This is a genomic window from candidate division WOR-3 bacterium (assembly GCA_039801085.1).
In the GTDB taxonomy this organism is placed as follows: Bacteria; Hydrothermota; Tepidihabitantia; order Tepidihabitantales; family Tepidihabitantaceae; genus JAOABP01.
The window spans coordinates 1-12,303 of record JBDRTY010000005.1 but is presented as its reverse complement, the minus strand read 5'-3'; the positions used below and the strand labels follow the sequence as shown (position 1 = coordinate 12,303).

The following is a 12,303-nucleotide window of genomic DNA, read 5'->3' as shown; positions in this document are numbered from 1 at the left end:
GACTGTGTATTTGACATCTGCCCAAAACCGGCTATAATGAGCATATGTTCAAAAACAGCCTGCGCTACCCGGAGCGGTCTGATGCCACGGCGTAAATGCTGTCGCCGGATTGAGTTCAGTCCGGAGGTCACCTTTTTCAAACCCCGGGGCGTACCGCTCTGCCAGCTCGAGCAGGTGGTGCTGGAGCTCGATGAACTGGAGGCGCTGCGGCTGGCTGATCTCGAAGGTCATTATCAAGAGCAGGCGGCGGCAATGATGGGGGTGTCGCGCCCCACCTTTGGCCGGATCGTTGAGTCTGCCCGCCGGAAGGTCGCGGCGGCGCTGGTTGGCGGTAAGGCGCTGGTGATCAAATGTCCCGGTGCAAAAGAAAGGAGTGACGGTGAGCGTTAAAGGGATGGACCCGGAGGAGTTGCGCAAGATAAGTGACAATCTCCAGGGAGTAAAAAACCGGCTTCTGGTATTCAGCGGCAAGGGAGGTGTAGGCAAGACCACAATTGCGGTCAATCTCGCCGCCGGACTGGCAAGGCGCGGCCGGAAGGTCGGCCTGCTGGATATCGATATTCACGGTCCGAATGTGCCCAAGATGCTCGGGGTGGAAAATGCCCGTTTCGAGCTCGGGTCCGGGGGCAGAATCGCACCGGTGCCCACCCCCGCCGGGGTGCTGGTGGTGTCAATGGCGATGCTCCTGGACAATCCGGATACACCGGTGGTCTGGCGCGGACCGCTGAAGCTGCGGGCGATCATGCAGTTTCTCGGTGATGTCAGCTGGGGCGAACTGGACTGGCTCATCATTGATTCTCCGCCCGGAACCGGTGATGAACCGCTTTCTGTTGCCCAGCTGATTCCCGCGACCGGCGCACTCGTCGTTACCACCCCGCAGGATGTGGCACTGCTCGACTCGCGCAAGGCGGTCAGCTTTGCCCGACTGCTGAATCTGAAGCTGCTCGGGGTGGTTGAGAACATGTCCGGAATGACCTGCCCCCACTGCGGTCAGGAGATTGCACTCTTCGGCACCGGCGGCGGGGCAAGGATGGCACAGGAGCTGGGCGTGCCGCTGCTGGGGCAGGTGCCGCTTGACCCGGCAATCGTCCGGGGCAGTGATGCCGGCATGCCCCTGGTCCTTGCCCATCCGGAATCAAAAGCTGCCGCTGCCCTGATGAAAGTCATTGACCGGATGATTGAACAGGAGGTAAAATGAAGGTAGCAGTTGCCACTGATGGCGATACCGTTGCCCCTCATTTCGGCCGGTGTGAAAAACTGACGCTGGTGGAAATTGAAAACGGCAGAACCGGTCCGAAATCGGTCATCCCTCACCCGGGCCACTGCCACGGAGCGCTCGCCCGGATACTCACCGAGAACCGGGTTGAGGCAGTGATCTGCGGCGGGATTGGACCGGGCGCACTTGACCAGCTGACCGCTGCCGGCATCGCCGTTTATCCCGGGGTTTCCGGAACTGTGGAGGAGATGATAAGGCGGTTTGCTGCCGGCACACTGGTGCCGGGTGCCCCCGGCTGCGGGCACGAAGGATGCGGCAACCACCATTCCCACCGGCATGGCTGCCAGACCGGATAAGTCCGCCGCTGTTTTTGACATTTAACCCTGCTCTCCTATAACTATCATCAATGAAAATTGAGATCCCAGTTTCTCAGGCAAACCGGCTGATCAATTCAGGGAATGTCGTAATGGTATCTTCCGCCTTTCAGGACCGGCGGAGTATCATCACCATCGCCTGGCACTGCCCGGTTTCGTTCCAGCCGCCGGCGCTGGGGATTGCGGTCGGAAAAACCCGCTTCTCCGCCGAACTGATTGAACGCTCGGGTGAGTTTGTCGTCAACATTCCGGACTGGACTCTTTTTGACGCCATGCTTTACTGCGGCACCCGCTCGGGCAGAGATGAGGACAAGTTTGCGGGTGCAAAGCTGACCCCGGAGCAGGCGGTCAAACTGCTGCGCGCGCCGAAGATCAGAGAGTGTATCGGTGCACTGGAGTGCAGTGTCATTGACAGAATTGAGATCGGCGATCACATCATGTTCTTTGGTGAGGTGATCTATGCGGAGGTGGAGGAGGGGCTGTGGGACAACGGCACCTGGAAGCCGGAGGCAGAGCTGATTTACCATCTGGGCGGGAACCGGTTCATGAAGCCCGGACCGGTAAGCGAGGTAAAATAAACCCATTTGACCGCTTCCCTGAATGATTGAGCTCAATCCCGAGTTTACCCGCGCGCTGGAGCTGATGGAGAAAAGCCGGCGCCATCTCTTCATCACCGGTGAGGCAGGCACCGGCAAGTCGACCCTGCTTGATTATTTCCGGACCCATACTGAAAAGCAGGTGGCGGTGCTGGCACCGACCGGCGTTGCCGCCCTGAATGTCCGGGGCGAGACGATCCACTCCTTTTTCCGGTTCAAGCCCGACATCACCCCGGACAAGGTAAGCCGTCTGCATTCCCGCACCCGCCGGATTTATGAGAAACTGGATGTAATTGTCATTGATGAAATCTCAATGGTGCGTGCCGACCTGCTGGACTGCGTGGACCGGTTTCTGCGCCTGAACCGGGACGAGCCGGATGTGCCGTTCGGGGGGGTGCAGATGATATTCATCGGTGACCTTTATCAGCTGCCGCCGGTAGTCACCGGTGCCGAGCGGGAGATCTTCCGCAACCATTATCCCAGCCCCTATTTCTTCGACTCCCGGGTTTTTCAGGAGCTGGAGTTTGAATTTCTTGAGCTCACCCGGGTTTACCGGCAGCAGGAGCCGGAATTTGTCTACCTCCTCAATCAGATCCGCAACAACACCGTCAGCCCGGAGGCGCTGGCACACCTCAACAGCCGGGTCGGGGTCCAGCTGGACTCACACCCGGACGAACCGGTGATTCACCTTACCGCCCGGAATGAACAGGCGGCGAAAATCAACAATCAGCGTCTTCGGGGGTTGCCAGGTCAGCTTCTTCATTTCCGCGCCCGGGTTGATGGGAACTTCAATCCCAGTTTCTATCCCACCGATGAACTGCTGGCACTGAAAAGGGGTGCGCAGGTGATGATGCTGGTCAATGACAGCGCGGGCCGGTGGGTCAACGGCACCCTGGGATGGGTGCTTGACTTTGTCGATGATCCGGACACAGACCAGGAGCTGATTGAGGTCCAGTTTACCGATCGCCGAAGGGCAAGGGTTGCCCCGTTCCGCTGGGAGATCTTTCGCTTCCGGTTCAACGAGACGCGACAGCAGATTGAGAGTGAGCTCACCGGCACCTTTACCCAGTATCCGCTCCGGCTCGCCTGGGCGGTGACGATTCACAAGGCGCAGGGCAAGACCTTTGAACGGGTGGTGATTGATCTCGGCGCCGGTGCATTTGCACCCGGTCAGGTCTATGTGGCGCTCTCCCGCTGCACCTCGTTTGCCGGCATCAGCCTGACCCGGCCGGTCCGGGAGGAGGACATTTTCACCGACTGGCGGATTGTCCGGTTTCTTTCCCGGCTGCGCTCCCGCACGGCCGCAGCCGAGCCGGCGCTTGAGGAGAAGCTGGAAATCATCCGTTCGGCAATCAGGACCGGCCAGCCGCTGAGGATCGTCTACCTCAAGCCCGGTGGCGAACGGTCCTGCCGGCTGGTCATCCCCCGGGAGCTGGGTAACTTCCAATTCCGGGGGAGCTCCTATCCGGGACTGCGCGCCTTCTGCACCCTGCGCCAGGAGGAGCGCACCTTCCGGCTCGACCGGATTTTGAGCCTCAAACCCGAACCTAAATATTGAACAGATACCTTACCTTGGCAACGAAGATGGCGCTGGTATTGCCCTTGTCAAGAACCCAGTTGGTGGCAAAGTAGAAGGTGCTGCGCGGGGCAAAGGTCCAGGAGTAAAGTCCGAACAGCCCGTGCCGGAGATACTGACGCTCCGCTTCCGGGGCGTAGCCTGTTACCGCCTCCCAGGACAGCCGTGCCGATGCCTTGGGCGAGAAGCTGTATTCCAGCCCGGGCCGGAGCACACTTGTCAGGTCCTGCCGGCGCACCTGTCCGAGTGAATCGGCTTCAATCGTCGTGCTGTGGGTATACCAGACCGAGAGCCGGTCGCCGAGCCTGCCCTGGAGTGTCAGCTCCAGCTGTGCCACCGGTGCGATCATCAGCCGGCGGTAGTTGGCAGACCTGGTTTCGTAATTGCAGTAAAGGCTGGCGGAAAAGGGACGGGTGGCGTCGGTGGCATAGTAGATGCCCGCATAAACTGCGGGAAACCGGCGCTCAAGCGCCCACTGCTCGCCCCAGCCGGTCCAGGCGGTTATATGCTGCTGGGAACGGGTCATTCCGGTAAGATTGACAAAGACCCGCCGGTCAAAAATCCCGGCCGGATAGTCCCACTCCCGGCTGATTTCGATTCCGGGCAGGAGCGCACCGTAGCGCAATCCGCCGCGGTTGTAAACGGTAGGACCGAAGTAAAATGTGCCGTACTGTCCGCGCCAGGTGGTATAGCCCGGACCGTTCAAGTTGAACTCGGGCTGAATCTGACGGAGAATCAGCTCACCGCTCAAACGGTCGGACTGATAACTGCCGTCCAGACTGAAGGCATAGTCCAGGCTGTCACCATACTGGGCACCGCAGACAAACAGCCGGCTCGTGAGCGTGCGGTGGCGCCAGATGCCGTCCAGCGCCAGGCCGTGATTGGACAGCTGGCGGTTGTCCTTGCCTGCATAAAGCAGACCGAGCTCGGAGTTGGCAAGGATTTGATGCCGGGCTGCCAGCACCGAATAGAAGCTCTGCGGTTCGCTGCCCAGTTCACCGGTGAGCGCTCCGAGAACCCCAAGCTGGCTCCGGCCGAGCCGGTCGGTCCACTTCATTCCGGCTAAAATCGGCACCACCCGGCCATCGGGCAGGGGTCGGCCGATCCGCCGGGAATAGAAGATTTTAACCGGCTGGGAGGAACCGCCAAATGTCTCAACCGCCTCTATGAAAAATGGCCGGCGCTCGGCAAGCCAGAGTTCATAACGGGACAGATTCACCTGATAGGGATCAGCCTCAATCTGGGCAAAATCGGGCAGGAGAGTAACCTGCAGATTGCCACTCGGTGTGGGCGCATAGGCTAAATCCAGTCCGGCTTCAGCCCGGAGCAGATCGCGCCAGCCGGCAGCATCACTCCCCGACTTCTCCTGCCGGAGCAGTCCGACCGGATAAAGCTCCAGCCCCAGGCGCCGGGATGCGGGCTGAATTCCGGTAAGCCGGCCCATGCGCGAGACCCGGAATCCGGTAATCTCATGCCGGGACCAGAAGGACCGCTCACCCCGCCGGACAAAGTAGCGGGCAAAGTCAATCCCCCATTCGGTCCGCGCCGGCGGATAACGCAGGGTCTTGAAGGGAATTGCCAGCTCAATTGCATAACCCCAGTCATGCCGTTTCACCGCCGAGCGCCAGACCCCGTCCCAGTTCTCATAACTGGCGCCATCACCGGTGATCCGGTAATCAGTCTCCACCCCGTTAAATCCCACAATGAAGCAGTAGGCGCTGACATTGTCGTCAAAGGGATCAATCAGCACCCGGACCCCGTCCGGCTCCTCACTCAGCCGGTCGTTCACCCGGGTGAAGTCACTGACAGGGCAGCGGAAGGCAATGTAGAGGTTTTTCTCATCCTGGAGGAGATATACCGTCGTCGGGTCTGACGCCGGTCTGCCATTCTCCGGAATCTGCTGAATAAAGCCGGTTGCCGAGTCCGCCCCGGACCAGACCTCCTCCAGCACACCGTCAATCACCGGCGGTGTGGTAGTGCGGTGCACCCGGATCTCCGGCAGCGATTCGGGCTCATTACCACCTGCCAAAAGCAGGGCGAGAAAAAGCAGAACCAAGCTAAACTTTCAGGAATTCAGGATCAAAATAACTGTTTGCGCCCAGCAGAGTCGCCACCACCCTGCCCCGCATCATCCTGCCCAGAAACGGTGTGTTGTATGACCGGGAGTAAATCCTTGCCCGGGTCAGCTCCCATTTGAGTTCGGTATCAATCACCACCAGATTCGCCTCCACCCCGGGTTTGATCACCGGCGGTTCAATTCCAAGAATGGTTGCCGGCACCACGGTCAGCCGGGCGATCAGTTCCGGCAGAGTCAGCACCCGTTTCAGCACCAGTGTTTCATAGGCGAGGCTGAAGGCGGTCTCAAACCCGATGATACCGGGCGCTGCCGACTCAAACTCCCGCTCCTTCTCCTCGGCGCTGTGGGGCGCATGATCAGTGGCGATGCAGTCAATCGTTCCGTCCCTGAGTCCCTTGACAATCGCCTTCCGGTCCGCCTCACTGCGCAGCGGCGGGTTGACCCGCAGGTTCGGGTCATAACCCTCAAGCGCCTCGCTTGTCAGGGTGAAGTAGTGGGGGCAGGTCTCGGCGGTTATCGCCACTCCCCGCGCCTTGCCCCAGCGCAGCACCTCCACCGTCTGCCGGCTCGAGACATGGCAGATATGCAGCCGGGCACCGGTCAGCTCCGCAAGCATGATGTCCCGCATCGCCGCAATCGCCTCCGCCTGTCCGGGCGCACCTCTTAATCCGAGCCGGGTTGCCACACCGCCCTCATCTGCCGGTCCGGCTGTCAGCTCCGGCACCTCGCAGTGGCTCATGACCAGGAGATTGAAGCTGGTCGCATACTCCATGACCCGGCGCATCAGCCCGGCATCGCTGACCCAGCTGCCATCATCCGAAACCGCCCGTGCCCCGGCCTGAGCCATTGAGCCGAGCTCTGCCAGTTCCCGGCCCTGACGGTTCTTGGTCATGGCGCCAACCGGAATGATCCGCGCCGCCTTTGCCGCTGTAGCCGCCTCCTGTTCAAACCGGACCAGCGCCTCGGAGTCAATCGCCGGCGTGGTATTGGGCATGGGACAGATCTGGGTGAACCCGGAGGCAAATGCCGACCAGCAGCCCGAGGCGATCGTCTCCTTAATCTCCTCGCCCGGCTCCCGGAGATGGCAGTGGAGGTCAATGAACCCGGGCGCGAGATAACGGTTTCTGCAGTCGATCACCCGTGCGCCGTCACCGCGGACCTTTGTCCCGACCTCCCGGATGGCTCCGTTTTCCACCAGCACATCCGCCCGGCGGATTTTGCCCGACTGGGGATCAATGATACTCCCGCCGGCAAAGAGAATTTTATTCATTACCCTCACCGTTCAGCAGACCCCGGCTCGCTGCCAGAAGATAAAGCACCGCCATCCGCACCGCCACCCCGTTCTTGACCTGATTCAGAATCAGGGTCTGGGGCAGCTCCCGGACATCATAGTCCATCTCCACCCCCCAGTTCACCGGACCGGGATGGATGATCACCGTCTCCGGACTGAGTTTCATCAGCCGCTCCCGGGTCAGACCGTAAAACTGCCGGTACTCACGCAGGCTGGGGATGAAATTGGCGCTCATCCGCTCCACCTGCAGCCGGAGCATATGGACCACATCCACCTCATAGAGAATCCGGTCCAGCCGGAAAAACACCTCACACCCCATTTCCGCAATATCGGTCGGGATCAGAGTCGGCGGACCGCACACCGCCACCTTTGCCCTCAGCCGGTTGAGACAGATGATATTGGAGCGGGCAACACGGGAATGGGCAATGTCGCCGACGATGAGCACCTTCTTTCCTTCGAGGGAACCGAACCGCTCCAGCAGCGTATAGGCATCAAGCAGCGCCTGGGTCGGATGCTCATGACAGCCGTCACCGGCATTGACCACAAAACAGTTCACCCGCTGCGCCAGAAAATGGGGCACACCGGCAGCCTGATGCCGGACCACCACTCCGTCCACCCGCATCGCCTCAATGTTCTCCACCGTGTCCAGCAGGCTTTCACCCTTTTTCGCCGAAGAGGCGGCAACCGAGAAGTTGAGGCACTGTGCCGAAAGCCGGGTGGCAGCCAGAGTAAACGAGGTTACCGTCCGGGTTGAGGGCTCAAAGAAAAGGTTGACAATTGTCTTGCCGCGCAGTGCCGGCACAATCGGAATCGGCCGGTCCAGCACCTCGCGGAATTTCTTCGCCTGCTCCAGAATGGTCAGAATCTCCTCCCGGTCCAGCTCCGCAATCCCCAGGAGATGCTTCAACCCGCCGGTCGCCGGGTTTGCCTTTACCCGCTGGGCTTTCAAGCGGTTTCCCCTTTCCGGCGCGTCAGCACCACCTCATCCCGGCCGTCGGTTTCGGTGAGATAGACATCCACCAGATCATCCCGTCCGGTCTCCACCTTCAGTCCGGCAAAATCGGGCTGGATTGGCAGCTCCCGGTATCCCCGATCCACCAGCACCAGCAGCTGAACCGTCTCCGGCCGGCCGAAATCGAGCAGTTCGGTCAGCGCCGCCCGGACCGTCCTGCCGGTGAAGAGCACATCATCCACCAGCACCACCCGTTTGCCGTTGATATCAAAACCGATGCTGGAACCGCGCACCAGCGGTGTCTCGGCAACGAGCTGGAGGTCGTCGCGATAGAGGGTAATGTCAATTGAGCCCACTGGCGGTTCGGTGCCAGTCAGCCGCTTCAGTTCCCGGGCGATCCGTCGGGCAAGCGGCACCCCCCGGCGCTGAATCCCGATCAGCGCCAGCCGGTCAATATCGGTATTGCGGGCAGCAACCTGCTGACTCAGCTCCCGGATCAGCCGGTCAAGCTCGTCTGCTGACAGCAGGCGCTGTTTCATTTCAAAAGCAGGGCAAGGGGAATCAGGACACAGTAGCCCGCTACCAGCAGGATTGGGGCAAGGGTGATGGACCCGGCGCTGAGGCTGATAAAGCCGGCAATAATTGTCAACAGCCCGGCGCCAAGGAGAATGTAATTTTTCCGCTTGAACGCCAGCTGGGGTCCGGCGGGTGTCTTGACCGCGGTTTTAACTTTGACCGCTTTCTGGGGTCGGACATCCTGTTTCTTCATTCTGCCTGATTATCACTGCCGGCAGGATAAAGTCAAGAAAATTTGTTTGACTGTCAGGGACTGGTTGTTAAATTAACTTGATAAACAGTCGGGACAGAACTGCCGGTCAGCACCGCTGCTGACATAGGAGGAAAAATGGAACTGCTGATTTTCGGTGCCGGACAGATGGCACAGGCGGTCAGCTTTGATCTGGTCCGCCAGCCCGATGTGGAAAAGGTTTATGTTGTTGACCGCCAGCCGCGGCCGCTGAACCGGCTGCGACGGTTTCTCAAAAGCAGCCGGCTCATCCCGGTCCATGCCGAGGCGACCGCACATGAACTGAAAAAGCTGCTTGCCCGCTGTCAGGCAGCGATCAGCTGTGTTCCTTATAATTACAACCTAAGACTCACCCGGATGGCAATCGCCACCGGCACCAATTTCTGTGATCTCGGCGGTAACAACTCCATAGTGCGGCGACAGCTGGCGCTGGACCAGCAGGCACAGACTGTCGGCTGCACGATTATTCCGGACTGCGGACTGGCACCGGGGATGACCAACATTCTGGTCGCGGATGCGGTCTCCCGGTTCGACCGGACCGAAGAGGTCAAAATCCGGGTTGGCGGCCTGCCGGTAAAACCCCAGCCCCCGCTCTTCTATAAACTGGTCTTTTCTGCTCAGGGTCTGCTCAACGAGTATGCCGAACCGTGCCTGGTGCTCCGGAATGGGAAAATTCAGCAGGTAAAGGCGCTGACTGAACCGGAGACGGTTATCTTCCCGCCGCCCTTCGGCCGGCTGGAAGCCTTTCACACCTCCGGGGGCGCCTCAACTCTGCCCGAAACCTTCCAGGGGAAAATCAGGGAGCTGGACTATAAAACCATCCGTTATCCGGGACACCGGCTGATGTTCGAGCTGATCATGAAAAGCGCGGTCGGCAACTGGCGCCGTCTGCCCCGTGCCGAACTTGCCTGCGCCCTGGAAAAGGTGCTGGGCTGGGAAACCGATGATGTGGTCCTGCTGCGGATTGAAGTTACAGGGATAAAAAATGGCAGCCGCCGGCTGCTGCGTTATCAGCTGGTTGATTATGCAGACAAAAAAACCGGTCTGACCGCAATGATGCGCACCACCGGCTTTTCCGCCGCAGTTGTCGGGCTGATGCTGGCGCGCAATCAGATTCCTGTCTGCGGTGTCCAGCCGGGTGAAAAGGCGGTGCCGGCGGGCAGATTTATCACCGAACTCCGGCGCCGGGGACTTAATTTAACCGTCCGAGCATACAAGGTTTAAAAGGAGAATGGCATGAAAAAAGCATTACTGACGCTAATTTTTATCCTGCCGGCATTTCTGACCGGCACACCACGCTGGATTGGCCTGCAAACCAGCGCCGATGAGACACCATCGCAGTTTGAGGTGCTGTCTTCTGATCAGCAGCACACCATCGTTGAACTTAATCTTTCCGGTTTTTATGTCGAAGATACGGTTACGCCGGCAGGCCGGTTCCAGCGCCTGCGGCTCAACATCCCTGCCGCCGGCAGGATGAGCCAGACCGGCGCTCCGGAACTGCCGGTAGTCGCCCGGTTTATTGCGGTGCCGGACTTCGCCGATATCGATGTCCAGGTTCTCGAAGAGGATGCCATTACCCTGTCCGGATTCCGCATCTATCCGGCTCAGCCGCCGCTGGCAGAAAACAGTCCAACGCCACCGTTTGTCATTGATGAAGCCCGCTACGCCCGGCATGAATTTTATCCGGAGGCACCGGCACGCAGCAGTGCACCGATGATCATGCGTGACTTCCGGCTCGTCCAGCTGGTAATTCAGCCTTTGCGCTTCAACCCGGTCACCGGCGAACTCCGGGTCTCCCGCCGTATCCGGGTGGTACTCAACTACCAGCAGAACCGATCCGGCATCAACCCCAAAATACACCGCCAGCCGAAAATCTCCCGGGCGTTTGAACCGCTTTACCGGTCGTTCATTGCCAATTACCGTTTTGTCGCCCCACCCCAGCGCGCCGAAGATGGAAGTTATCTGATCATTGTCAATGATCAGTTTGCCAGTGCGGTAACGCCGTTTGCTGAGTGGAAAAAACGCAAGGGCTGGGAGACCAGGGTGGTCACCACCTCCCAGCTTGGTGGCAATGACACCGCCCTGATCTACAACTACATCCACAACGCCTATCTCACCTGGCCCAAGCCGCCGGACTATGTGCTGCTCGTCGGTGACGCCCCGGAGTTCGTGAAATGCTGCCACTGGCCCGGTCAAACCGATGCCTCTGATCTATACTATTCACTCCACGAAGGCAGCGACCTCCTTGCCGACCTGATGATTGCCCGGGTCTGTGTCCGGACCATTGACGAAGCCCGGGCGGTAATGAATAAGCTCTACCGCTATGAAATGGAGCCCTACCTTGCTAATACCGAGTGGTTCAAGCGGGTCTGTGCCCTTGCCGGCTATGAAAGCGGTCAGCCTACCCGTTTCTGGACCGTCGTAATCCGGATCCGGAATTATGTGCTGGGCAGACCGTTCACCCAGTTTGATACCCTGTTCGAGCGCTGGGGGCTGAACACCGCCCAGCGGCTCACCGATTCACTCAATCAGGGCAGAGCCTGGATGCTCTACCGGGGCCATGGTGCCAACGACGCCTGGGCAAATGTCAGCCCCTCCTGGACGAACTCCAATGTCTATGCATTGAACAACGGCAGAATGACGCCGATGGTGATTGCCCCCACCTGTCTGTCCGGCAATTTTGATGAGGCTTCAGACTGCCATGCCGAAGCCTGGCTCAAGGCGGGCGCGGAGAAGGGTGGGATCGGTTATTTCGGCGCATCCGAGGTGAGCTATTCCGGTTACAACGACTCGCTCGCTGCCGGCACCTTCATGTCCTATGTTGACAGCCTTGCCTATACCTTTGTCCAGTGTACCCAGTGGGGCAAGCTGTTCATGCTTCTCGCCTATCCGCTGCCCGACGAGGTTTCTGAGGAAGAGCTTTATATGTTCAACAGTTTCGGCGACCCGGAACTGAATATCTGGTCAGCGACACCACGACCGCTGACCGTTTCTCATCCACAAACGGTGATCATCGGCTCATTTCCTTTTACTGTCACTGTCACCGATGGCACCGGTCCGGTTGCCAATGCCCAGGTGTGTGTGATGTCAAGACAGGACACGACCGTTTATTATGTCGGCCATACTGATGCCTCCGGACAGATCAATTTCAACCTCCAGACCGTTCTGCCGGGAGACTCGCTTTATGTCACGGTCACCGGCCGGAACCTCCTCCCCTATCTTGGCAGTGCAGTTACCATTGCCCCCAATTACCCTTATGTGGTCTATCTCCGCAGCATTATTGATGACTCCGGCGGCAATGGTGATGGCATCATCAACCCGGGTGAGATTATCAACCTGCCGACCTGGGTAAAGAACTACGGCGAGGTGGGGGCAAGCTCGGTCTCGGGCAGAATCCGGATTGCCGACCCCCTGAT

12 protein-coding genes are annotated in these 12,303 nt (G+C 59.4%); 7 read left to right on the top strand and 5 right to left on the bottom strand.

Translation table 11 applies throughout. The annotated features are described in order from the left end of the window. The first annotated feature begins 81 nt into the window (after window positions 1-81). From ABIK48_07995 to ABIK48_07975, 5 genes are read left to right on the top strand one after another with little or no spacing between them, the layout of a single operon-like run. Window positions 82-390, top strand: a complete 309-nt coding sequence (locus tag ABIK48_07995) for a DUF134 domain-containing protein (protein ID MEO0022097.1) — start codon at window positions 82-84, stop codon at window positions 388-390. Next, on the top strand, window positions 380-1,198 hold the full coding sequence (locus ABIK48_07990; protein MEO0022096.1) for an Mrp/NBP35 family ATP-binding protein: 819 nt from the start codon (window positions 380-382) through the stop codon (window positions 1,196-1,198). The genes ABIK48_07995 and ABIK48_07990 overlap by 11 nt, the downstream gene beginning before the upstream one ends. After that, window positions 1,195-1,572, top strand: a complete 378-nt coding sequence (locus ABIK48_07985) for a NifB/NifX family molybdenum-iron cluster-binding protein (protein MEO0022095.1) — start codon at window positions 1,195-1,197, stop codon at window positions 1,570-1,572. The genes ABIK48_07990 and ABIK48_07985 overlap by 4 nt, the downstream gene beginning before the upstream one ends. Window positions 1,573-1,622: 50 nt before the next feature. Continuing rightward, complete coding sequence (locus ABIK48_07980) at window positions 1,623-2,168, top strand: flavin reductase family protein (protein ID MEO0022094.1); 546 nt, start codon at window positions 1,623-1,625, stop codon at window positions 2,166-2,168. Between the two features lie 22 nt (window positions 2,169-2,190). Beyond that, complete coding sequence (locus tag ABIK48_07975) at window positions 2,191-3,744, top strand: AAA family ATPase (GenBank protein MEO0022093.1); 1,554 nt, start codon at window positions 2,191-2,193, stop codon at window positions 3,742-3,744. On the opposite strand, the gene ABIK48_07970 is transcribed toward ABIK48_07975, so the two are convergent. The 5 genes from ABIK48_07970 to ABIK48_07950 are packed head-to-tail and all read right to left on the bottom strand — an operon-like array spanning window position 3,734 to window position 8,851. Beyond that, complete coding sequence (locus ABIK48_07970) at window positions 3,734-5,818, bottom strand: DUF5916 domain-containing protein (protein MEO0022092.1); 2,085 nt, start codon at window positions 5,816-5,818, stop codon at window positions 3,734-3,736. The two genes, ABIK48_07975 and ABIK48_07970, sit on opposite strands and share 11 nt — an antisense overlap. Before the next feature lies 1 nt (window position 5,819). Beyond that, window positions 5,820-7,109 carry a dihydroorotase gene (locus tag ABIK48_07965; protein ID MEO0022091.1) on the bottom strand — a complete coding sequence of 430 codons (1,290 nt, stop codon included), beginning with the start codon at window positions 7,107-7,109 and terminating at the stop codon, window positions 5,820-5,822. After that, window positions 7,102-8,079, bottom strand: coding sequence for an aspartate carbamoyltransferase catalytic subunit (locus ABIK48_07960; GenBank protein MEO0022090.1), 978 nt, complete (start codon window positions 8,077-8,079; stop codon window positions 7,102-7,104). The genes ABIK48_07965 and ABIK48_07960 overlap by 8 nt, the downstream gene beginning before the upstream one ends. After that, window positions 8,076-8,621: a bifunctional pyr operon transcriptional regulator/uracil phosphoribosyltransferase PyrR gene (gene pyrR / locus ABIK48_07955; protein ID MEO0022089.1), complete on the bottom strand. Its 546-nt coding sequence runs from the start codon at window positions 8,619-8,621 to the stop codon at window positions 8,076-8,078. The genes ABIK48_07960 and pyrR overlap by 4 nt, the downstream gene beginning before the upstream one ends. Continuing rightward, complete coding sequence (locus ABIK48_07950) at window positions 8,618-8,851, bottom strand: hypothetical protein (GenBank protein ID MEO0022088.1); 234 nt, start codon at window positions 8,849-8,851, stop codon at window positions 8,618-8,620. Before ABIK48_07950 ends, pyrR begins: the two co-directional genes overlap by 4 nt. Window positions 8,852-8,986: 135 nt before the next feature. Here ABIK48_07950 and ABIK48_07945 point away from each other — a divergent pair, with 135 nt between their 5' ends. Further along, the gene (locus tag ABIK48_07945) at window positions 8,987-10,111 is read left to right on the top strand and encodes a saccharopine dehydrogenase C-terminal domain-containing protein (protein MEO0022087.1); all 1,125 of its coding nucleotides are present in this window, start codon (window positions 8,987-8,989) and stop codon (window positions 10,109-10,111) included. 12 nt (window positions 10,112-10,123) lie between these two features. Beyond that, a partial coding sequence (locus ABIK48_07940; GenBank protein ID MEO0022086.1) for a C25 family cysteine peptidase occupies window positions 10,124-12,303 on the top strand: 2,180 nt, incomplete at its 3' end.

Coding starts and splice junctions, on each gene's coding strand:
- ABIK48_07950 (MEO0022088.1), bottom strand. CDS start 8,851: ATGAAGAAACAGGATGTCCGACCCCAGAAAGCGGTCAAAGTTAAAACC.
- pyrR (MEO0022089.1), bottom strand. CDS start 8,621: ATGAAACAGCGCCTGCTGTCAGCAGACGAGCTTGACCGGCTGATCCGG.
- ABIK48_07980 (MEO0022094.1), top strand. CDS start 1,623: ATGAAAATTGAGATCCCAGTTTCTCAGGCAAACCGGCTGATCAATTCA.
- ABIK48_07965 (MEO0022091.1), bottom strand. CDS start 7,109: ATGAATAAAATTCTCTTTGCCGGCGGGAGTATCATTGATCCCCAGTCG.
- ABIK48_07945 (MEO0022087.1), top strand. CDS start 8,987: ATGGAACTGCTGATTTTCGGTGCCGGACAGATGGCACAGGCGGTCAGC.
- ABIK48_07985 (MEO0022095.1), top strand. CDS start 1,195: ATGAAGGTAGCAGTTGCCACTGATGGCGATACCGTTGCCCCTCATTTC.
- ABIK48_07975 (MEO0022093.1), top strand. CDS start 2,191: ATGATTGAGCTCAATCCCGAGTTTACCCGCGCGCTGGAGCTGATGGAG.
- ABIK48_07995 (MEO0022097.1), top strand. CDS start 82: ATGCCACGGCGTAAATGCTGTCGCCGGATTGAGTTCAGTCCGGAGGTC.